Annotated in this window: 25 protein-coding genes and 3 pseudogenes; 8 read left to right on the plus strand and 20 right to left on the minus strand. The window is 69.3% G+C overall.

Features of this window, described 5'->3' with window-relative positions:
• The 3 genes and pseudogenes from ABD810_RS27120 to ABD810_RS27130 all read left to right on the plus strand — a co-directional run.
• A pseudogene (locus tag ABD810_RS27120) lies at positions 1-262 on the plus strand (hypothetical protein); the annotation flags it as partial.
• Positions 263-323: 61 nt separating this feature from the next.
• Positions 324-728 carry a roadblock/LC7 domain-containing protein gene (locus tag ABD810_RS27125; protein WP_344946315.1) on the plus strand — a complete coding sequence of 135 codons (405 nt, stop codon included), beginning with the start codon at positions 324-326 and terminating at the stop codon, positions 726-728.
• A 16-nt stretch (positions 729-744) separates the two neighbouring features.
• A complete protein-coding gene (locus ABD810_RS27130; protein WP_344946317.1) occupies positions 745-1116 on the plus strand; it encodes a hypothetical protein in 372 nt (123 codons plus the stop codon).
• 20 nt (positions 1117-1136) lie between these two features.
• Here ABD810_RS27130 and ABD810_RS27135 read toward each other — a convergent pair whose 3' ends face one another.
• The 4 genes from ABD810_RS27135 to ABD810_RS27150 all read right to left on the minus strand — a co-directional run bounded on the left by ABD810_RS27135 (position 1137) and on the right by ABD810_RS27150 (position 4334).
• On the minus strand, positions 1137-2003 hold the full coding sequence (locus tag ABD810_RS27135; protein WP_344946320.1) for an alpha/beta fold hydrolase: 867 nt from the start codon (positions 2001-2003) through the stop codon (positions 1137-1139).
• A 112-nt stretch (positions 2004-2115) separates the two neighbouring features.
• The gene (locus ABD810_RS27140; RefSeq protein WP_344946323.1) at positions 2116-2775 is read right to left on the minus strand and encodes an SDR family oxidoreductase; all 660 of its coding nucleotides are present in this window, start codon (positions 2773-2775) and stop codon (positions 2116-2118) included.
• Between the two features lie 74 nt (positions 2776-2849).
• The gene (locus tag ABD810_RS27145) at positions 2850-3872 is read right to left on the minus strand and encodes an LLM class flavin-dependent oxidoreductase (protein ID WP_486387627.1); all 1023 of its coding nucleotides are present in this window, start codon (positions 3870-3872) and stop codon (positions 2850-2852) included.
• Positions 3873-3902: 30 nt separating this feature from the next.
• Complete coding sequence (locus ABD810_RS27150; protein WP_344946326.1) at positions 3903-4334, minus strand: ATP-binding protein; 432 nt, start codon at positions 4332-4334, stop codon at positions 3903-3905.
• Positions 4335-4587: 253 nt separating this feature from the next.
• Here ABD810_RS27150 and ABD810_RS27155 point away from each other — a divergent pair, with 253 nt between their 5' ends.
• Together ABD810_RS27155 and ABD810_RS27160 are read left to right on the plus strand one after the other, a co-directional pair.
• The gene (locus tag ABD810_RS27155; RefSeq protein ID WP_344946329.1) at positions 4588-5409 is read left to right on the plus strand and encodes a helix-turn-helix domain-containing protein; all 822 of its coding nucleotides are present in this window, start codon (positions 4588-4590) and stop codon (positions 5407-5409) included.
• A complete protein-coding gene (locus ABD810_RS27160; protein ID WP_344946331.1) occupies positions 5397-5621 on the plus strand; it encodes a DUF397 domain-containing protein in 225 nt (74 codons plus the stop codon). Before ABD810_RS27155 ends, ABD810_RS27160 begins: the two co-directional genes overlap by 13 nt.
• Positions 5622-5830: 209 nt before the next feature.
• Here the strand turns inward: ABD810_RS27160 and ABD810_RS27165 are convergent, their stop codons facing one another.
• The 4 genes and pseudogenes from ABD810_RS27165 to ABD810_RS27180 form a co-directional block, all read right to left on the minus strand.
• Positions 5831-6229, minus strand: coding sequence for a TetR-like C-terminal domain-containing protein (locus ABD810_RS27165; RefSeq protein WP_344946418.1), 399 nt, complete (start codon positions 6227-6229; stop codon positions 5831-5833).
• Positions 6230-6316, minus strand: a pseudogene (locus ABD810_RS27170) (TetR family transcriptional regulator); the annotation flags it as partial. It lies immediately after the preceding gene.
• A gap of 287 nt (positions 6317-6603) precedes the next feature.
• On the minus strand, positions 6604-7332 hold the full coding sequence (locus ABD810_RS27175; RefSeq protein WP_344946422.1) for a helix-turn-helix transcriptional regulator: 729 nt from the start codon (positions 7330-7332) through the stop codon (positions 6604-6606).
• 66 nt (positions 7333-7398) lie between these two features.
• A pseudogene (locus ABD810_RS27180) lies at positions 7399-7590 on the minus strand (helix-turn-helix transcriptional regulator); the annotation flags it as partial.
• 116 nt (positions 7591-7706) lie between these two features.
• Here ABD810_RS27180 and ABD810_RS27185 point away from each other — a divergent pair.
• From ABD810_RS27185 to ABD810_RS27195, 3 genes are all read left to right on the plus strand, one after another.
• Positions 7707-8393 (plus strand): alpha/beta fold hydrolase, encoded by a 687-nt coding sequence (locus tag ABD810_RS27185; RefSeq protein WP_344946334.1) that lies wholly within the window; start codon positions 7707-7709, stop codon positions 8391-8393.
• A gap of 237 nt (positions 8394-8630) precedes the next feature.
• Positions 8631-9029, plus strand: coding sequence for a YciI family protein (locus ABD810_RS27190; protein ID WP_344946336.1), 399 nt, complete (start codon positions 8631-8633; stop codon positions 9027-9029).
• 3 nt (positions 9030-9032) lie between these two features.
• Positions 9033-10313: an RNA polymerase sigma factor gene (locus ABD810_RS27195; protein ID WP_344946338.1), complete on the plus strand. Its 1281-nt coding sequence runs from the start codon at positions 9033-9035 to the stop codon at positions 10311-10313.
• 1533 nt (positions 10314-11846) lie between these two features.
• On the opposite strand, the gene ABD810_RS27200 is transcribed toward ABD810_RS27195, so the two are convergent.
• From ABD810_RS27200 to ABD810_RS27250, 12 genes are all read right to left on the minus strand, one after another.
• On the minus strand, positions 11847-12242 hold the full coding sequence (locus ABD810_RS27200; protein WP_344946341.1) for a hypothetical protein: 396 nt from the start codon (positions 12240-12242) through the stop codon (positions 11847-11849).
• A 76-nt stretch (positions 12243-12318) separates the two neighbouring features.
• Positions 12319-13380, minus strand: coding sequence for a hydrogenase expression/formation protein HypE (gene hypE, locus ABD810_RS27205; protein WP_344946344.1), 1062 nt, complete (start codon positions 13378-13380; stop codon positions 12319-12321).
• Entirely contained in the window at positions 13377-14504 is a 1128-nt protein-coding gene (gene hypD, locus ABD810_RS27210; RefSeq protein ID WP_344946347.1) for a hydrogenase formation protein HypD, read from the minus strand. Before hypD ends, hypE begins: the two co-directional genes overlap by 4 nt.
• A gap of 7 nt (positions 14505-14511) precedes the next feature.
• Entirely contained in the window at positions 14512-14763 is a 252-nt protein-coding gene (locus ABD810_RS27215; protein WP_344946350.1) for a HypC/HybG/HupF family hydrogenase formation chaperone, read from the minus strand.
• Positions 14738-15130, minus strand: coding sequence for a hydrogenase maturation nickel metallochaperone HypA/HybF (locus ABD810_RS27220; protein ID WP_344946353.1), 393 nt, complete (start codon positions 15128-15130; stop codon positions 14738-14740). The genes ABD810_RS27215 and ABD810_RS27220 overlap by 26 nt, the downstream gene beginning before the upstream one ends.
• A 39-nt stretch (positions 15131-15169) precedes the next feature.
• The gene (locus ABD810_RS41130; protein WP_425566960.1) at positions 15170-15274 is read right to left on the minus strand and encodes a DUF6893 family small protein; all 105 of its coding nucleotides are present in this window, start codon (positions 15272-15274) and stop codon (positions 15170-15172) included.
• The gene (locus ABD810_RS27225) at positions 15271-15771 is read right to left on the minus strand and encodes a hydrogenase maturation protease (protein ID WP_344946356.1); all 501 of its coding nucleotides are present in this window, start codon (positions 15769-15771) and stop codon (positions 15271-15273) included. The genes ABD810_RS41130 and ABD810_RS27225 overlap by 4 nt, the downstream gene beginning before the upstream one ends.
• The gene (locus ABD810_RS27230; protein ID WP_344946360.1) at positions 15768-17105 is read right to left on the minus strand and encodes a hypothetical protein; all 1338 of its coding nucleotides are present in this window, start codon (positions 17103-17105) and stop codon (positions 15768-15770) included. The genes ABD810_RS27225 and ABD810_RS27230 overlap by 4 nt, the downstream gene beginning before the upstream one ends.
• Entirely contained in the window at positions 17102-17734 is a 633-nt protein-coding gene (locus ABD810_RS27235) for a DUF6084 family protein (protein WP_344946363.1), read from the minus strand. The genes ABD810_RS27230 and ABD810_RS27235 overlap by 4 nt, the downstream gene beginning before the upstream one ends.
• Entirely contained in the window at positions 17727-18491 is a 765-nt protein-coding gene (locus ABD810_RS27240; protein WP_344946366.1) for a DUF5947 family protein, read from the minus strand. The genes ABD810_RS27235 and ABD810_RS27240 overlap by 8 nt, the downstream gene beginning before the upstream one ends.
• Before the next feature lie 32 nt (positions 18492-18523).
• Entirely contained in the window at positions 18524-19081 is a 558-nt protein-coding gene (locus tag ABD810_RS27245) for a NifU family protein (protein ID WP_344946369.1), read from the minus strand.
• A 58-nt stretch (positions 19082-19139) separates the two neighbouring features.
• A complete protein-coding gene (locus ABD810_RS27250) occupies positions 19140-20924 on the minus strand; it encodes a nickel-dependent hydrogenase large subunit (protein WP_344946372.1) in 1785 nt (594 codons plus the stop codon).
• Positions 20925-20936: the final 12 nt, after the last annotated feature.

The raw sequence follows: 20936 nt of genomic DNA on the forward strand, positions 1-20936 counted from the left end.
CTCGCGGCCCGACCGGCCGGAGGCCCCCGGGCCGAAGGGCGGCTCGCGGCCCGACCGGCCGGAGGCGCCCGCGCCACAGGCGGGTCCACCGCCCCCGCTGCCGTCGCGCGCCGGCCGGACCGGGCGCGCCGGTCCTCGGCCGGGAGCCGCGCTCTCCGCGCCGGCGCCCGTGACCGGTTCCCGCATTCCGCAGGTGAGCGTCGATCCCCCCGATGTCAGCGTGCTCCTCAGGCTGCGCGACGCGCTGGAGCGGCTGTTGTGAACCAGCTCGCGACGTCCCCATGAGGTTGCGGTCGTCCCGAAGGGCCGGAAGGAGGTTGTCAATGGATCTACGCCGTGAGGTGCACGAGGAGATGGTCCTCCTCATGAAGCGCATGGACGACGTGACCGGCGCGCTCGTCTGCGCCGTCGACGGGATGCTCGTGACGGCGGACATGCGCGGCGGCGGCACCGAGCAGACGGCCGCCCTGAGCTCGGCCCTGCATGCGATGAGCGGCCGCATGACGGAACTGGTCCAGGCCGGCGCCCTGGAGGAGACGCTGATCTCCGGCACCGGCGGCTACGTGGCGTGCTACGCCGCCGGCCCCAAGCTCGTCCTCACCGTCCTCGCCGCCCGGGGGGCCAACCTCGGGCTGCTGCGGATGGAGGGGCGGAAGACGGCGGTGCGACTCGCCGCCATCGTCGAACGCGATCCGGCCGCCGACCAGGCACCGCCGGCTCGCCCCTGACCGTGGAAGGAAGCACATGGCCAGCATCGACATCTCCCTGAAGGAGATGATGGCCATCGACGGCGCGATCGGCGCCGCCGTGGTCGACTACAACAGCGGTATGGCGCTGGGCACTCTCGGTGGCTCCAAGGATCTCGACCTCCAGGTCGCGGCCGCGGGCAACACCGAGGTGATCAAGGCCAAGATGCGCACGATGGACGCCCTGCAACTGAAGGACGGCATCGAGGACATCCTCATCACGCTCGGCTCGCAGTACCACATCATGCGTCCCCTGGCCGGTAGGGGAGGCAAGGGCCTGTTCATGTACCTCGCGCTCGACCGCGGCCGCGCCAACCTCGCGCTGGCACGGCACGCCCTCCGTACTGTGGAGGAGAAACTGGACGTGTGACGGCGCCGGGCCGGCCGCCGCTACCGGCGGTCGGCACGCTCGGTGAGCTCGGTGACCGCGCCGACGATGTCGGGCCACAACGGGCGCGGCAGGTCGTGCGCCATTCCCGGGAAGGTGAGCAGCTTGGCACCGGGGATGGCGTCCGCCGTGGCCACACCGCCGTCAAGCTGGACCAGCGGATCGGCCTCTCCGTGGATCACCAGGGCGGGCACCGACAGCTCACGCAGCGCGGCGGTGCGATCGCCCGAGGCCAGTATCGCCGCGAGCTGCCGTGCGAACCCGGTGGGGTCGTACGAGCGGTCGAAGCTCAGGCCGGCCACCCTCTTGACACGCTCCTCGTCGAGCGGGAATCCAGGGGAGCCGAGGATCTTCCACACGTCCAAGGCCCCGCGGACCACCGCCTCGCGGTCCGGCGCCGATCGCGAGAACAGAACGGCCCTCGCCTCCTCGGTCGGCGGGCCCTGGGGGCCGGGCGTGGACATGATGGAGGTGAGGCTGCGCGTCCTGGAGGGGTACCGGATGGCGAACGTCTGGGCGATCATTCCCCCCATCGACGCCCCGAGGATGTGAGCGCTGTCCCAGCCGAGCGCGTCCATCAGCCCCGCGGCGTCGTCGGCCATGTCGCCGAGCAGGTACGGCACCGCGGCGCCGCCGCCCGCCGCGCCGAGGTCGGGCACGCCCGCCTCGTGGAGGTGCGTCGACAGGCCCGCGTCCCGGTTGTCGAAGCGGACGACGTGATGCCCCTGCCCGGCGAGCATCTCGCAGAATTCCTCATCCCATTGGATCATCTGGGATCCCAGACCCATGATCAGGAGCAGCGGGCGCCCGCCCGGGGTCCCGAAGGAGTCGTAAACGATCTCGAGGCCGTTCGCCGTCGCGCGGTTCATGCGAACAGAATTCCATTCTGTTTCGGCAAACGGCAAGCCCTACTTGGTACGGGTCTTCGCCGGAGCCCTGGCACGGGTCTTCGCCGGGAACGCCTCGGGACGCTCAGGACGCTCAGGACGCGATCGCCTCGACGGCCTCCTCCACGGGGGTGTCGCCTGCGACGAGTTCCACGGTGCGGCCGACGCTGCCGGGAGTGTCCAGGAGCGCGACGATTACGGCTGCGACGTCATCGCGGGGAACCTTCCCCCGAGGCACCCGCGGCTCCGCCAGCGTCACCAGGCCGGTGCCGGGGTCGTCGGTCAGGCTACCGGGACGGAGGATCGTCCAGCCGAGATCCCGGGCACGCAGATCGTCTTCAGCGTCCGTCTTGGCCCTGATGTACGCCGCCCAGACATCGTCGGCGCCGGCCTGGGGCGGATCGCCCGCGCCCATGGAGGAGATCTGCACGAAGCGCGGGACGCCTGCCCGCTCCGCCGCGTCGGCCAGCAGGACCGAGGCCGCACGGTCGACGGTGTCCTTCCTGGCCACGCCGCTCCCCGGCCCGGCTCCGGCCGCGAACACCACCGCGTCGGCTCCCCGCAGGTGCTCGGCCACCTCCTCCACGCCGGAGGTCTCCAGATCGCACAGGACCGGCTGCGCCCCGGTGTCCCGGAGATCCTGTTCGTGTCCGGGATCGCGGATCAGGCCGACGGGGTCGTCACCCCGCGCGGCGAGCGCCCTTTCGAGGCGAAGCGCGATCTTCCCATGTCCACCCGCGATGACGACACGCATACGAATCCCTCCCCCGCCGATCCTTACCCGCCATCCTTCCTTCTTCCACCGGCGTCACGCATTACCCGGGCCCCTCAACAGGACGCGCGCACCAGAGGAAGCACCTCGGCGCCCAGCCTTGTGATGTTCCGCCGGGTGAGCTCCGGGTCGCCCGCGCCCTCGACGAGGAAGATGAGATGGCGAATCCCGGTTCGTTCGATGGTGGCCAGCATCGTCTCGGCGCAGTGGCCTGGCGAGCCGACAGGGTGCAGGCGGCAGAGCAGGTCGGCGTAGTCGTGCGCGTCCCTCGGGAGGTACGCGCGGTCGTCCACCGGCCGGTATCCGGCCAGGCCGGGCTCCAGCCACCTGGGCAGGGCGGCCTTCATCGTGGCCACCGCCTCGGAGGTGGTGTCGGCCACATACGCGACGCCCGCCGCCACGTGCGGTATCCCCGTCAGATCGTGACCGTGGGCGGCCGCCGCGCCGGCGTAGCCTTCCATCATGGCGGCCTTGTCCTGATCGCCGATGTGCATGCCGAGCAGCATGGGTAGCCCCCGCGCCGCGGCCACCTCGACGGTCCCCGGCGAGGTCGAGGCGATCACCGGACGCATCGGCCGGCCCGGCTTCGGCACCATCTCCACCTCCCTGAACCGGAAGGTCTCCCCCTTGGCCGAGACACGGTCCCGCGTGAGCGCGGCGAGCAGCAGGTCGAGGCTCTCGGCGAAGCCGTTCTCGAACCGGTCGATCCCGGTCCCGAAGACTTCGAGGTCGACCCACGGTCCCCCGCGTCCCACCCCGAGGCGGAAGCGGCCGCCGGAGACCTGGTCGAGGAGCGCGGCCTGCTCCGCGAGCGCGATCGGATGCCCCGACGACAGCACGCTCACGGCCGTGCCCACCTCGACGCGCTCGGTACGGCCGAGCACATAGGCGGCCAGCGTCGCGGCCGACGGGCACACCCCGTACGACATGAAGTGGTGCTCGGCGATCCACACGTCATCGAACCCGGCCCGTTCGGCCGCCACCGCCGCGTCCACGGCGCCGGACAGCACCTGTCCGTGGCCGTAACCGGGGAACCCCGCCGCCACCAGGAACACCCCGACGCGCACCTCATCCGCCACGGCACCAACTCTGCCAGCCCGTGACCCGCATCAGCCCGTACTTGCCGCCGCGGCCAGCCGGAACCACACGACACGTCCGGCCACATGCTCATGCCAGCCCCAGGACGCCGACATCTCCCTGACCAGCCACAGGCCACGACCGCCCTCGCTGTTCTCGTCCAGTTCGGCGGGCACCTGCGGTGTGGAGGAGGCCGACCCATCGTCGATCACTTCGATACGGAACCCGTCACCGCAGCCGGCGATGACGACGGTCAGCCTTCCGCCTGGGCGCCGCCCCGACTCCGAGTGCTTGACCGCGTTGGCGACGAGTTCGCCGACCAGCAGTTCGGCATCGTACGGGTCTGTCTGACCAGCCTGTTTCAGTACCTCGCGGACGTATCGCCGTGCACGTGGCACCGACCCCGTCACCGCGGGCAGGTCCACATAACCCAGCAACCCCGGGGGAACCGCCTCGGCGCTCATCGGGTCACCACCCTTCTCGAATCGCGAACGGGTCGCCTTCGATTACTCCATTAGCACGGCGAATTGTCGCTTTACTGACATGGCATCGCCGAGAGAGAAAATCCTGGGCTCCAAGAGTGCCGACATATAACCTGTCGGCGAAGAGAACTTCCGCCGACAATCGCGTGACAGAAACCCCCGGAAGACGTGACGATGCGTCAACAATCACGTCATCAGATGTCATAGGTCCGCGAGAAGCACCCGGAGGCAGGCCATGGGCAACGATCTCGATCCGCGTCTTTCCCCAGTTCAGCGATTCGGTCGCGAACTGGCTCGGGTCCGTAAAGAGGCGGGCCTTTCCCAGGTACGGCTGGCAGCGCACCTTGGCGTCTCGGCATCACTGGTGGGCCATATCGAGATAGGCGATCGCAACCCGAGAGCGGACCTCGCGGCACGATGCGACACGGTATTCAAGACCGGTGACCTCTTTTCACACTTGTGCCGAAATATCGCTTCTCCATCCGGACCGCTGTGGTTTGTCAGGTGGCTGGATGAAATCGAACCCCGGGCACGGGTGCTGCGGAGCTGGGACCCGCTGCTGATCCCCGGCCTCCTGCAGACGGAGGAGTACGCGCGCGCCGTCTTCGACGGCGGCCGCGCGGCCCCGGAAGAGGAGATCGAAGAGAAGGTGCTGGCCCGCATGCAGCGGAAGAAGATCCTCGATCGGGAGAAACCACCCCAGATCTGGGTACTCATCGATGAATGGGTGCTCAGACGCCCGCTCGGCAACGCGAAAGTGATGCGGGAGCAACTCGACTATCTGATGGACATCACCGACCGCCGCCACGTGACAGTACAGGTGGTCCCCTTCGACAGCCCGTGCACCGACGGCCTGCTGTCGAGCTTCACCATCGCCGAACTTTCGGACGCTCCGACCGCGGTCTCCATAGAGTCGGCCGGCAAGGGAGAGGTGTCCTCAGAGCATGATCTAGTCAGCGATATCTGGGGGCAGTATGACAGGCTGAGAGCGCAGGCATATCGTCCGAATGATTCGCTAGCGAAGATCAGGGAAGCGAGAGCCCAGTGGAATCATTAGATCCGACCGCCGTGGATCTCTCCGGCGCCAGGTGGAAGAAGAGTTCTCGTAGCGGCAACACCGGCGGGAACTGCGTTGAGGTCGCCGCCAACCTTCCCGGGTTGATCGCCCTCCGCGACAGCAAGCATCCCAACAACCCTCCCCTCGTCTGCACTCCGGAGGCATGGCGGTCCTTCATCGGCGTCGTCAAGCACCATCGACCTGCCTTCTGAACCATCAGAAGGATCACGAGGCAAAGGGCCAGGCCGGTTTCTAAGCTTTCAGGCCCACCCGGCATGCATGTGGACGGGCACGCTGGGCTGCCCAACCGGCATGTCTGTGGCGGGCACGCTGGGCTGCCCAACCGGCATGTCTGTGGCGGGCACGCGGGGCTGCCCACCCAGCCCGTGTCACGACCACACAATTGCCCTTTGTCGCGTGGTCAGCCCGCTGGGGAGCAAATGATCTGAGTGACGAGGAAATCGAGCCGTTCCTCCTGGCCGTCCGGGGGGATTCGGCCACTGTCGGACAGGACGGCCATGCCGTGCAATGCGCTCCAGGTGACTTCGGCGAACAGCTCGCGTCGCTCGTTGTCCAGGCGAAAGCAACTGACGAACTCGTCGAAAGCGGCCCGTAGCGGGGGCGGTGTCTCGGCGTTCGCGAACTTCAAGTCGGTGGGCAGGACGAACATGGCCTGGTACAGGGCAGGCCGCTTGGTCGCGAACTGCAGATAGGCGCGGCAGACGGCGCGCAGGGCCTGCCTCGGCTCGGGGGCGGCCTGCCGCGCGCGGCGCAGGTGGGCGCCGAGTTCGCCGAAGCCGTCGATGGCGACGGCGCTCACGATGGCGTCCTTGCCATTGAAGTGTGTGTACAGCACCGGCTGGCTGTACTCGACGCGTTCGGCCAGCCGTCGCATCGTCACCGCCTCCCAACCTCGCTTATCACGCCGCTTGGGCCGGGAATTGCGTCCACTGACGGATGGGCGAGTTTAGGGCGAAGCCGATCTTCGGTCCGACGCGGGCGTTGCGCCAACGGTTGCGCGGCGGGAATCTGGGGTGGGCGGGCGAGTCGGGGCCCATTCTGGCCCGTCATCATCCTGCTCGACTCCTGTCACCCCTCCGGTGTTGGTCGGCCACCGCTTATCCCGGCTCGCCAGCGCACACGTTTAGGCTTCCCGCATGGCCGACACTAACGATCCTCCCCGGTATCGCGTGCTCACTGGCCCAGACGATGCGCTGCCAGGGGTTGGTCCGCCAGGGCGGCAGCGAAACGCGCCGCGAGCGTCGCGACCGCAGCCCGGAGCTCTTGCCCGCCATCGACTCGGAAGGCGAACGGCAGGCACGCCAACCATTCCTGCGCATACATCGCCGGATTGCTCGTGCTGCCGACGAGCACGCACCCGTCCCCCAATGGTTCAAGCCGTCCCATGGGAGGCCGGATCCACGGGGCCACCTCAGCCAGTGGAGCGTCGAACACAACCTGGGTGGGGAACTCCCACCCGATTCCCAGGTTCTCCTCCAGTGCTGCCACCGGGTCGAGGCCGTCGGGCAGCTCGAACTTGTGCTCCATCTGCTGGACCGCGCGGACCCGGTCGACCCGATAGGTGCGGACCGCGTCCGCGCGATGGGAGTGACACAGGAGGTACCAGCGCCCGTGGCGGGCGACGACCGCCCAGGGATCCACCTCGGCCTCCCACTCGTTGCCGGACTCGTTCCGATACGTGACCAGCACGCGACGCCGGGCCGCGACGGCAGCGACGAGCGCGCTGGTGACGGCGGGATCCGGACGGGCCGAGTACCGGTCGGGCGCAGCCGACGCGTGCTCTCGCAGCGCGGCCGCCTGCCGACCGACGTTCTCGGGCAGTTCCTGGATGACCTTGCCCAGGGCAGAACCGACGAGGTCCTCGCCGTCGGTGGCTGTCGGCCGGCCGTCGAGCACCGCCATGACCAGACCAAGTGCCTCGGCCTCCGTGAAGACGACCGGAGGCAGCCTCGTCCCTCGCCCAAGCCGGTATCCGCCATGGGGGCCCCGAGCTGACTCGACGGGGATGCCGGCCTCCCGGAGGATCCCGACGTACCGGCGCGCGGCCCGCTCCGTGACACCCAATCTCTCGGCCAGTTCGTCGGCCGTCGTGCCGGGGCGGAGCTGGAGGATCTCGAGGGCACGCAGAGCTCGTGCGGTGGGGCTGAGATCGGTCGGCACACGAGCAGACTAGGCGGTCGCAAGATGAACCGGAAGCAGATCGTCCGGAACTGGTCCTAGCGTGATGTCCATGACCGAGTTCGGCAAGCAGGACCTCACGAGATAGAGAACTGATCATGGACATTCTGCTCATTGCCGGCCTATGGCTCGACGGATCCGCGTGGGACGACGTCGTGTCCGCACTGGAGCCACTCGGCCACCGCCCCGTGCCGCTCACCCTCCCGGGTCAGGGTGACGGATCTGCGTCCGCCACCCTCGACGACCAAGTGGCAGCGGTGCTCGCCGCCGTGGACTCAGCGTCCGGTAAGCCCATGGTGGTAGGACATTCCGCCGCCTGCACCCTGGCTTGGCTGGCCACCGACGCGCGACCGAAGCAGGTCGCGAAAGTCGTCCTCATCGGCGGCTTTCCGTCCGCCGACGGGGAGCCCTACGCCGACTTCTTCGAGGTGAAGGACGGCGTCATGCCCTTCCCCGGCTGGGGCCCGTTCGAGGGACCAGACTCTGCCGACCTCGACGAGGAGGCCAGGCGAATCATCGCGTCTGCTGCGATCCCCGTCCCCGAGGAGGTGGCCAAGGGCGTGGTGCGTCTGTCGGACGAGCGACGGTTCGATGTTCCGGTCGTGCTCGTATGCCCAGAGTTCACACCTGCCCAGGCCAAGGAGTGGATCGACGCAGGTGACGTGCCCGAACTCGCCAGGGCCAAGCACCTTGACCTCGTCGACATCGACTCGGGCCATTGGCCCATGGTCAGCAAGCCGATCGAACTCGCCCGGCTCCTCGCTGCGGCGGCCGCCGAGGCTTGAGATGAAGCCGCAGCCGGGGGCCGGACACGTCGCACGCCATCGACGAGGACCTCCACTGCCGGCCTCTGACCACGTTTTGGCGTCGTGCGGTTCGACAGAGTGGTGGTCTCCGGTGGCAGTCCACATCCCGATAAGTTTCTTCTTCTGAGGGTCGTCAGGATGTAGAGAACGCGTGGGCCAGCTTCTACCTAAGGGTGAAAGCGCCGGCGAAGGCGCGGGAACCGAAGGAGCCAGGACATGAAATACATGCTGCTGATGCAGTTCGGCCGGCAGGCCGACTTCCCGCCGATCACCACGTGGGCTCCGGAGGAGCTCACGGCTCACATCGAATTCATGCACACCACGAACCAGAAGCTCACCGCCGCGGGGGAGCTCGTGGAGGCCCAGGGACTGGCGATGCCCGACCAGGCCAGGATCGTCCGGGCCGGTGACGGCGGCGCCCCCGTCGTCACCGACGGTCCCTACCCTGAGACCAAGGAGTTCCTGGTCGGCTACTGGATCGTCGACTGCGAGAGCCAGGATCGGGCGATCGAGATCGCCGCTTCGGTCTCGGCCGCCCCTGGGCCGGGTGGTAAGCCGTTGAACATGCCGATCGAGGTACGCCAGGTGATGTCGGGACCGTCCGAGGAGCTTTAAGCCTTGGCCGACCCGATCATCGACGACCTGCTGCGCGAGCTCGCGCCGCAGGTCGTCGGCGTGCTGACCCGACGTACCGGGGACTTCGACGCCGCCGAGGACGCGGTCCAGGAGTCACTGCTGAACGCCGCGGACCAGTGGCCACAGGAGGGGGTGCCGGACAATCCGCGCGGGTGGCTCATCCAGGTCGCGTTCCGCCGGATGACCGAGCAGGTGCGCAACGAGCAGGCGCGCCGGCGGCGGGAAGAACTGGTGGCCACGCAGGCGCCCCCGGAACAGCGGGCCGCGCCCCCCGCGGACGAGGCGCACGAGGCTGACCGGGACGACACGCTGATCCTGTTGTTCCTGTGCTGCCACCCCGCCCTGACGCCGGCCTCCGCCATCGCCCTCACCCTGCGGTCGGTGGGCGGCCTGACCACGGCCGAGATCGCCAAGGCGTTCATGGTGCCGGAAGCCACCATGGCGCAGCGGATCAGCCGGGCGAAGCAGCGCATCAAGGCATCAGGGGTGCCGTTCCGGATGCCGGCCGCCCACGAACGGGCGCGGCGGCTCGGCTCGGTGCTGCACGTGCTCTACCTCATCTTCAACGAAGGCTACGCCAGCAGCGCCGGCCCCGACCTGCAACGCGTTGAGCTTTCCCGCGAGGCGATCCGGCTGGCCAAGATGATGCACGTCCTGCTCCCGGACGACTGCGAGGTGGCCGGGCTGCTCGCGCTGATGCTGCTCACCGACGCCCGGCGCGCCGCCCGTACCGGCCCGCACGGCACTCCGATCCCCCTGGCCGAGCAGGACCGGAAGCTGTGGGACGGCAAGGCCATCGCCGAAGGGATCGCGCTCATCACCGAGACCCTGGCCAAGGGTGCGGTCGGGCCCTATCAGCTCCAGGCGGCGATCGGGGCGCTGCACGACGAGGCGGCCTGTGCCGAGGAGACCGACTGGCCGCAGATCCTGGCGCTGTACGGCCTGCTGGAACGCATGTCCGACAACCCCATGGTCTCGCTCAACCGCGCCGTCGCCGCCGCCATGGTGCACGGCCCCGCCGCCGGCCTCGACATGCTCAAGGCGCTCGACGCCGACGGACGCCTGGCGGGGCACCACCGCTTCCACACCGCCCGCGCCCATCTGCTGGAGATGTCCGGCGACTTGCGGGCGGCCGCCGAGGACTATCGGGTGGCGGCGAGCCGTACGACGAACGCCCCCGAGCACAACTACCTCACCACCCGCGCCGCCCAACTCGCCGCGACCCTGCCACCGGAACCCGGCGGTGTCGACACCCGGACCTGAAGAAAGTGACCGGGAAAGCGGCGAGGGTGTCCTTGGAAGGACGACAACAAACGTGCGGAAGGACGACCGGCCAGAATGGGCCCCGACTCGCCCACCCGCCACCGGTTACCCGCCGTACTACGGCGCCGAGTCCACCGCCCCGGTTCCCGCCGCATCGGCGCCGCCTCTCAAACAGCCTCCCGTGCGCGACGCAGCAGCAGGAGCAGGAACGGAAACGGGAACGGGAACGGAAACAGGAACAGGAACGGGAACGGGAACGGGAACGGGAACGGGAACGGGAATGAGTCGTCCGGAAGAGACTGAGACCGTGAGCACGGACCGGATTGACCGGCAGGGGATGGTCGTCGGAGGACGGCAAGAGCCGAGTGGGAAGAAGCGGCGAGAAACTAGGGGAGGATGACCGGCCAGAATGGGCCCCGACTCGCCCACCCGCCCCCGGTTCCCCGCCGTACTACGGCGCCGAGTCCACCGCCCCGGTTCCCGCCGCATCGGCGCCGCCTCTCGAACAGCCCTCCCGCACGACACAGCCATCTCGAACAGCCCTCCCGCACGACACAGCCATCTCGAACAGCCCTCCTGCATGACGCAGCCGTGGGAGCGGAAGCGGAAGCAGGAGATCCCACTCGGCTCTTGCCGCCCCTCCCACTCCGTCCGTGTCCACCGATCATGTCCGTGCCCACGGTCAATCGGCAGCCTCTCCCTGACAACCCATTCCTGCTCCTGCGGCAGCGTCGCGCACGGGGGCTGTAATGAAAGCGGCGCCGAAGTACGGCGGGAAACCGAGGGCGACCACCGAACATGTCCATGCCCACGATCGATCAGCGGCTCTCCCTGACGACTTGCTCCTGCGTCCGCGCGGGGGCTGTATGAAGGCGGCGCCGACGCGGCGGGAGGCTGCACAGTGAACTCGGCGCCGTAGTACGGCGGGAAACCAGGGGCGGGTGGGCGAGTCGGGGCCCATTCTGACCGATCGTCCACCCCTCGATCTCGCCGTTCCTTCCCACTCCACTCTTGCCGTCCTCCTACTCCATTCCTTGCCGGCTGATCCAGTCCGTGCTCACGGTCGACTGGCAGCCTCTTCCTGACAACCTGCCCCGCGCCCACTCCTGTTCCCACGGCTGCGTCATGCACGGGGCTGTTTGAGAGGCGGCGCCGACGCGGCGGGAGCCGGCACGGTCAACTCGGCACCGTAATACTGCGGGGAACCGAAGGCGGGTGAGCGAGTCGGGCCCATGAGAGGGGGCGCCGACGCGGCGGGAGGCAGCACGGTGAACTCGGCGCCGTGTACTGCGGGGAACCGGGGGTGGGGGGGCGAGCCGGGGCCCATTCTGGCCGTTCATCCTCCCCTGGTTTCTCGCCGATCCTTCAGTACCGCCCCAAACGCCCGGTCGCACGGATCGTCGCCCGAACCAACGCCCGGTCGCACGGATCGTCGCCCGAACCAACGCCCGGTCGCGCGGATCGTCGCCCGAACTAACGCCCGGTCCCACGGACCGTCGCCCGGGCTCGCACTCGGGCGCGGTCGTCAAGGCGTCAGCCGCCCGGCGGCAGGTAGGGGGACTCCTCGTCGACGGTCCCCTGCCTCCCTACGCCGGTGACGTGCTCAGGTGTGGAGACGCCGTACGGGCGTCTGGACGGCCCTTCGACGCCGACCTTCTTGCGTCCGGTCTCCTCCTCACGCTGTGCGATCTTCTCCGCGCGTGCGCTCGTACTCGTGCCCACCCCGAGGGGCGATCTCGCCTCGCTGTCGGTGGGGGACACACCGTGTGTCTCCACCTCGGTCATCATGCGAGGAGGCCGCCTGTCCCCTCTCGGCGGGCTCTCGAACGCGCGGTCACCCGCCATGGCGACTTCTGCACGCACCCGGGCACGCAACTCTTCGAAGCTCTGCCGGCGACTCGAGGTCGCGGGCTCCCGTGGACCTGTCATGACACCACCTCCAACGCAGAACCCGACATTGATTATCAAAGACGACATACCCCTACAAATAACCCCCAAAGCGGTTTCAGCAGATGCGTGGGAGCGGGTCCCCGACAAGGACGTCGACGATCCGGGTGCCGCCGAAGCCGGTCCTGAGGAGGACGAGCCCCGGCGGGTCCTCCGCGATCCGTCCCACGACGGCCGCGCCGGCCCCCAGCGGGTGCCCCCGCAGCGCGTCCAGCGCCGCCCCGGCCGAGCGCCCGTCGACCACGGCGACCATCCGTCCCTCGCAGGCGACGTAGAGCGGGTCGATGCCGAGGAGTTCGCACGCTCCCCGTACGGCGGGCCGTACCGGGATCGCCTCTTCGTCCAGGACCACCGCCACCCTCGCGGCCTCCGCGACCTCGTTGAGCACCGTCGCGACGCCGCCCCGCGTGGCATCGCGTAGACAGCGCACCTGCCCGCCGCCGCAGGCACCCAGCAGCCGGGCGGTGAGCCCGTTGAGCGGCGCGGTCTCGGAGACGAGGTCGGCCTCGATGTCGAGCCCTCCCCGGGCGAGCATGACGGTGACACCGTGGTCGCCGATCGGCCCCGAGACGATGATCGCGTCTCCCGGCTCGGCGGCGGACGCGCTGAGCCGGACCCCCGGGTCGACCATGCCGACGCCGGCCGTGGTGATGTAGCAGCCGTCGGCCTTGCCCCGCTGCACCACCTTGGTGTCGCCGGTGACGATGGTCACGCCCGCCTCCCTGGCCGCCTCCGCCATCGAGCCGGTGATGCGGCGCAGGTCGGCGACCGGGAAACCCTCTTCCAGGATGAACGCGGCCGACAGGTACGCCGGACGCGCCCCGCACATCGCGAGGTCGTTGACGGTGCCGTTGACCGCCAGGTCCCCAATGTTCCCACCCGGGAAGAACAGCGGGGTCACCACGTAGGAATCGGTGGTGAAGGCGACCCCGTCGGCGACCGCCCCATCGGCCAAGGGCTCCAGCAGCGGGTTGCGGAACGACTCCAGGAAGACGTCCTCGATGAGCGTCCGCGTCGCCTTGCCTCCGGCGCCGTGCGCGAGCGTGATGAGATCCTCGCGTACGCGCGCCTTGCGCCGGCGCGCGCGCTCGATCCGCTCCAGCACCTGCTCCTCGTTCACGTCCGCGTCGCCTCCTTGACGCGGTCGCGCGAGAACCGGCCGAAGTTGTAGTAGGCGGCGCAGGCTCCCTCGGAGGACACCATGCAGGTGCCGATGGGGGTCTCCGGAGTGCAGGCCGTGCCGAACACCTTGCATTCCCACGGTTTGAGCACGCCCTTGAGTACCTCACCGCACTGGCATGCCTTCGGGTCCGCCACCCGTCCCCCGGGGATGTCGAAGATCCGCTCCGCGTCGAAGGCGGCGTACCGCTCGCGCACGCGCAGCGCCGAGTCGGAGATGAACCCGAGCCCGCGCCATTCGAAGTGCGGGCGCAGCTCCATCACCTCGTTGATCACGGCCAGCGCCTTGGGGTTGCCGTCCCACGGCACCACCCGGGCGTACTGGTTCTCCACGGCCGCGCGGCCCTCGGAGAGCTGGACCAGGTTCTGGTAGACCGACTGCAGCACGTCCAGCGGCTCGAACCCCGCGACCACCAGCGGTTTCCCGTAGCTCTCCGCGATGAAGCCGTACGGCCGGCATCCGATGACCGTCGACACGTGACCCGGCCCGATGAACCCGTCGAGCCGCAGGTCGGGAGAGTCCAGGATCGCCTTGATGGCGGGGATGATCGTCACGTGGTTGCAGAAGACCGAGAAGTTGGCGATGCCCTCGGCCGCGGCCCGCAGCACGGTCATCGCCGTGGAGGGGGCCGTGGTCTCGAACCCGATGGCCATGAAGACGACCCTCTTCCCCGGATTCTCCCGGGCGATCTTCAGGGCGTCGAGCGGTGAGTAGACCATGCGGATGTCGGCGCCCCGGGCCATGGCGTCCAGGAAGGACCCCCGGCCGCCCGGCACGCGCATCATGTCGCCGAACGACGTCATGATCACACCGGGCTCCTCGGCGATGTGGATGGCGTCGTCCACCCTTCCCATCGGGATGACGCAGACGGGGCAGCCAGGGCCGTGCACCAGCGTGACCGCCGCGGGCAGGTGGTCCTCCAGCCCGTGCTTGTAGATCGTGTGGGTGTGTCCCCCGCAGACCTCCATGAACTTGTACGCACGGCCCGGCTCGCACAGCGTGGCGATGCGGGCGGCCAGCGCCCGTGCCTTGTCGGCGTCGCGGTACTCGTCGACGAAACGCATCAGCCGATCACCCCTGCTCGATCATGGACTCACGGAGGGCCGCGATCTCGTCCTCGTACGCCTGCCCGATGCTTTCGAGGAAGTCGAGCGCCGATTTGGCCTCCGCCTCGTCGATCTTCGACAGGGCGAAGCCCACGTGGATGAGGATCCAGTCACCGGGCGCGAGGGCCTTGCCTTCGAGCAGGCCGATGTTGATGGCCCGCCGGACCCCGCACACGTCGACCTTCGCCAGGTCAGGACGATCCGACAGGATCTCCACGATCTCCCCGGGAATCCCCAGGCACATGGGTGGCCTCCGCTAGCTGGATGGATTCGAGGACGAGATCGTCGCCGCCCTCGGTGTCGACGTCGGTGTCTCCGCAGGCCGGGCAGACGGCGTACGGATCCACCGAGGTGGCCGTGTTCCCGCAGGCCCGGCAGGTGAGCCGGATGGGCAGGGTGACCAGGTCCAGGCGTGCGCCCTCGGCCACCGTTCCCTCGGCGACCAGGGTCCACGCGTCGTTGATCGAGGGCTCGGCCACACGGAGGAGGGCGCCCACCTGCACCCGTGCCCGGCGGATCCGCCGGCCGTCCGCGCGGCCCTCCACCGCGGCGAGGATCGACTCGGCGATCCCGTATTCATGCATGATCACTCACCTCATTTCTGTCGGTCATCGCCCGCCCGGTCACATGCTCCTGATCTGCATGTATCGCTTGATGTCGGGAATCGACTGGTAGATCAGGACGCCGACCGCCACCATGAGCGTCATCGTCATCAGCCGTTTCTTCATGCGTGCTCCTCCTTCTGGGAGGCGACGGCGGACGCCATCGCCAGCTGTTCCGGGATCAGTTCGAGGACCAGGTCCGCGGCCCGGCCCACCGCGTCCGCGACCGGCGGGCTCAGCTCCATGCCGGGCGAGACGTCCGCGACCTCGCATCCCACGAGCAGCACCGGCCCGGTCCGGCCGTCCAGCGTGCCCGCCAGGGCCAGCACCGCGTCCGGGGTCATGTCGTGGGCGTCGACGAAGGTGCCGGGCGCGTCGCCGGGGACCGGCCGCAGGACGTACAGCGTGCCGGGCGGGCCGCCACGCGTGACCGCGTCGACCATGATCGTGCAGTCGTAGCCGCCGCCGGTGAGCTCGTAGGCCAGGTGGACCCCGCGGATGCCGAAGTCGGTGGCCACCACCCCCTCGGGCAGGTCCCGCTCGGCGAGGTGCCTGGCCACCGCGACGCCGAAGCCGTCGTCGCCCAGGAAGACGTTGCCGACGCCCGCCACCAGGGTCCTCATGAGCTCGTCTCCCCACCGGCGACCGGCTCCACCTCGTCGGGCGCGAAGTAGAGAAAGCGTCCATGGGACCGGTGCAGATCGGCCCCGAGGTCGTCGTCGAGGGTGACGGCCAGGTAGCGCCCCCCGTCGAGGTCGAGCAGCACCGCCTCCACCTGGGCCGTCCTGCCCGTGAGGAACATGTCGTGCGCGTCGGCCCGCCGCTTGCCCGGGACCAGACGCACCCGGCTTCCCCTGGCGATCCGCACCCCGCCGACGATCACGCTGCCGGTGTCCGGCGACGCCTCGTCCTCGGCCTCGGGATCCCACCACGGCGTACGGGCGGGCTTCCCCAGGTGGCGGATCACGCCGTGGAGACGTTCCACCAGCTCCGGCGGCAGGTCCCCGGCCCGCTGGATGATCTCGGCCGCCCGGGGGTCGGTGGCCCGTGCCTCCCGCTTCTCCTCCTCGGTGAGCGTGAGCGTCCGCAGGTGGAGCATCTCGTCCATCTCGGTGGAGTCGAACAGCTCACCGGGGCTCTCCGGGGCGATCTCCGGATGGTCGTACAGGATGATCGGGGACGACAGCATGACGTCGCGGCGCCCCGCCCCTCCCACCAGCACGGGCCAGGTGTTCTCGTTGCGGCAGCCCTCGGCCGCGCGGCGCGCCCACTCGGGGGGGTCGAGCATGGAGAGGAACGCGCCTGCCGTCACCCCGATGACCAGATGCGCCGAGACCAGCGAGTCCCGCAGCGCCTCCTCGCGCATGGCCCCCGGCCACGCCGGCTCGGTGGCGTTCTCCAGCCTGACGCGCAGCTTCAGCAGGCCGTACGGCCCGGGCAGCCGCTCGGCCCTGACTCGCAGCACGGCCCGCACCGGCCGGTGCTCCATGACGACACGGCCGATCGCGTCACCGGACGCCGCCAGGATCGGCTCCTCCGACCGGTCCCCTGGGACGCGCACCACGACCGTCCGCTCCGCGCCGAGCAGGTGCGGCATGGGAAGCACGGCTTCGGCCTCGCGCTCGGTGGCCTCGTCGAAGGTGAGGTGGGTCCTGGCGTCGCACTCCAGCTCGTGGACCGGCAGGAACCCACCGTTCTCCGCGCGTTCCACCCGGCGTCGCCTGACGTGGAGGAACCGCAGGCGCAGTCGCAGGAGGGCGTTGGCCGACCCTTCGAGAAGGCATTCGGTCACGCTGGCCGACGGCTCGGCCGTGGCCGTGAACCCCGGAGGCACCAGCACGCCGAACTGCCAGCGCAGCCGGTTCTTGGCGGCCGAGGCGCGGTAGGGGTAGAGGAGGTACCCCTCGTAGAGCACGGCGTCGGCCACCTTGCGGGCCGTCTCCATCGGCGCGCTCATCTTCTGGCCTCCTTGAGCAGCACTTCCATGGCCTCGTCCCAGGTGGCGAGCGCGCGGTCGGACTTGAACCGCTGCAGGGCCCGCAGCGTGTCCCGGTGCAGCCGCAGCCAGCCGCTCCCGGGGAAGTAACGGTCGATCAGCTCCCGCCATACGGCGACCGGCAGCCCATGGCGGGCCTCGCAGTTCCACGGCACCTGCCGTACGGTGAACCCGTCTCCGGCCCTGGCGAAGACGGTGCCGCTGAACAGCAGGAGCAGCGGCACCTCCCCCTCCTCCAGCGAGGCGAAGTACTTGCCCGCCGCCACCTCCAGGTCGTAGCTGCACGGCACCGGCAGGTCGATCTCGGTGCTGCCGGTGAACCTCGGGACCATGACGGAGACGTTGGCGAACTGCAGGGGCTTGACCGTGTCCCCCCACCGTGAGGGGTGGCCGAACAGATCCGAGAGCAGCTCCATCTCACCCGTGCCGTACCGCCTGCGCTGCGGCTCGATCCGGATCTGGCACCGCAGCGCGATGGCGTGCACGGCATCGCCCTCCGGTTCGGTGATGGCCAGCCGGAAGAGCAGCGTCGGGAAGGCCGCGTAGGGATCCGCTCGCACGTCTCGGCAGTCGAACCGGATGTCAGACACGATCGCGCTCCTCCTCGGTCGATGGCGGCGCGGAAGGCAGGCCCCCGCCGCGGCGGCGCAGGTCCTCGAAGAATCCGTCGATGGCCCGCCATGCCTCCTGGCCGCCGTGGAACCCGGTCCAGTGCATCCGTACGAGGCCGACCAGCTCGTAGCAGGCGTCGATCGGCACCAGGTGACACGTGAAACCGCCGGGCCGCCGATCGATGAGGTACGCCTCGACATCCGGCTGCGCCTCCGCCAGCCCGGGATTGGCCGCAAGGACGCGGTCCCAGGCCGCGAGGTCGAGAAGGGACTCGGTGGCCCCGCCGGGACTGGGGTAGAAGGCGACGAAGCGCTCCAGCGTGGAGTTGCGGAAGAAGAACGCGGTGCGTACCGGGATCTGGAGCTCCTCCCAGTCCGCCGCCTCCAGCCGGAACGTCGGGATGTGCAGGTAGCGCTCCGGCACCGCGCGGTAGCGCCCCCGGGCCACCGTCCCGCCGCGGGACATCAGGAGCGCGCAGCCACGGCAGACGCACAACAGCGCGCGGCTCTCGACGTTCACCGCGTGGCCGTGGCGCTCCTCCAGGGTCTCGGCGCACATCTCGCACCGCGCCACACCGGAAAGGCGAGGCTCACGGAAGCGGCGCAGCCCCAACACACGCGCGGGGTCGTCCTCCCCGATCACGGGCTGCGGATGGCCGTCGGCGTCGATGACCGTCGCGGACGAGTCCCCCGGAACACCACCCGTCGCGGACGACTCCCCTGGAACACCGCTCATCGCGGACGACTCCCCTGGAACGCCGCCGGTCATCATGAGGTCGCCTGTGGAGCGGGGCACGCGCCCGGCGGGCGGCGCTGGATCTGCAGCAGCGGGGAACGCTCGTCGGCCACCCCGTCCACCTCCACCCGGGAGACCTCGGGCGCGGCCCGCATCACCGCGCGCTCGATGGCATCGGTCACGGTCGTGCGCGACGACGCGCACCCGTGGCAGTTGCCTTCGAGCCGCAGCCGTACGACCCCGTCCCGCACCCCGAGCAGTTCCACCCCTCCCTCGTGCAGCCCGAGGGAGGGACGCACGCCGTCCAGCGCTGCGCGCACGCGTTCCTCGGTGGTGAACGGGTGCAGGTCGTGGACGACCAGCAGGCCGGAGACGACTTCGTCGGCGGCGAGGCGACGGAACACCTCCGCCGCCTCCCCGTCGACCACGATGCTCATGACGCGTTCCAGCCCCGCGCCGTACAGGTCGACGAGGGCACGGACCAGTTCCTCCGCCTTCACCCGCGCGGCGGGGCCGGCCAGCGTCCCCAGCTCGTCGATCAGCGCCTCGACGCGGTCTCCGGCCGCTCGGATCTCATGGGCCTCGCGCATCTGCCCCGGCTCTCCCTCCCGGCGCCGCGGAGCGGAGAGCTCCCCGGCGCCCGGTGGCTCACGTCGCATTGAAGGCATGAGGACTGTGCAGCTTGCGTAGCTCCTTGCCGTTGCCGAGGTACATGTGCACCCCGCACGGCAGGCAGGGATCGAAACTGCGCACCGTGCGCATGATGTCGATGCCCTTGAACGTCTCCGGTGGGTTCTCCTCGAAGATCGGCGTGTTCTGCACCGCGTCCTCGTACGGGCCGGGTGTGCCGTAGCTGTCGCGGACGCTGGCGTTCCACGGCGTCGGCGGGTACGGATGGTAGTTGGCGATCTTGCCGTTTCTGATCACCATGTGGTGCGACAGCACGCCGCGCACCGCCTCGGTGAACCCGCAGCTGATCGCCTCCTCGGGCACGTTGAACGGCTCCCACGTCTGGGTGCGTCCCCTCCGCACCTCGTCGAGCCCTCGCTCGACGAAGTACAGGGCGCACGCGGCCGCGTACGCCTGGAAGTAGGAACGGGCGCGGTTGCGTTCGAGCGCGTTGGACAGCAGTTCGCCGTTACGCTCGGGGATCTTCCATTCGAGCGTCATCTCGGGCCTGCTCGCGCTCTTCGGAAGGGTGATGAGCACGCTGTGGCCGGTGGCCTTGACGTACCCGATGTCCACCTTCCCCGACAGGGCGGTGGACCACAGCCGCGCGATGGGGCCGCCGCCGGTGTCCAGCGGGAGCAGGTCCTTCCCGTCGAACCAGCGGGGTGACATGACCCAGCTGTACTTGTCGTTGAAGTCGCGCTTCTGCGGGCGCGGGATGGTGTACTGATTCCACGGATGACGGATGTCCACCGGGTTGCCCAGCGGGTCGTGGGTGACGAAGGGCTCCTGGCCCTCCCAGTCGTCGTAGTACGAGCTGCCCAGCAGGATCCGCATGCCCAGGTTGATGTCGACCAGGTCGTTGGTGATGAGGTTCCCGTCGACGATCACGCCGGGGGTGACGAACATCTCGCGACCCCAGTCGCTCATGTTCTCGTAGGTGAAGTCGCAGTGCGCCGGGTCGTTGAGGCTGCCCCAGCACCCCAGCAGCACGCGCCGCCGCCCCACCTGCTCGTACCCGGGCAGCGCCTCGTAGAAGAAGTCGAACAGGTCGTCGTGCATCGGCACGACCTTCTTCAGGAACTCCACATAGCGCATGAGCCGGGTGAGGTAGTCGGTGAACAGCTGCACCGTCGCCACCGTGCCGACCCCGCCCGGGTAGAGCGTGGAGGGGTGGACGTGCCTGCCCTCCATGAGGCAGAACATCTCCCGGGTGACGCGGCTCATCACCAGGGCCTCGCGGTAGAACTCGCCTTCGAGCGGGTTGAGCGAGCGCATGATGTCGGCGATGGTGCGGAAGCCGTGCTCCCCTGCGTGCGGGCACTCGGTGCGTTCCGCCAGTTCGAGCACGCCGGGATTCGTCTCGCGGACCATCTTCTCGCAGTAGTCGACCCCCACCAGGTTCTCCTGGTAGATGTTGTGGTCGAACATGTACTCGGCCGACTCGCCCAGATTGATGATCCACTCGGCGAGCGCCGGCGGCCGCACCCCGTAGGCCATGTTCTGCGTGTAGACCGAGCAGGTCGCGTGGTTGTCCCCGCAGATCCCGCAGATCCGGCTGGTGATGAAGTGCGCGTCCCGCGGGTCCTTGCCCTTCATGAAGATGCTGTAGCCCCGGAAGATCGACGAGGTGCTGTAGCACTCGGCGACCTCCCTGCGGGCGAAGTCGATCTTCGCGTAGATGCCGAGGCTGCCGACGATCCGGGTGATGGGGTCCCAGGCCATCTCCACCAGGTCGCGGTTCTGATCCGCTGAGCTCGTCATGTCATCTCCGTG

The organism is Sphaerisporangium flaviroseum (assembly GCF_039537005.1).
Classification (GTDB): Bacteria; Actinomycetota; Actinomycetes; order Streptosporangiales; family Streptosporangiaceae; genus Sphaerisporangium; species Sphaerisporangium flaviroseum.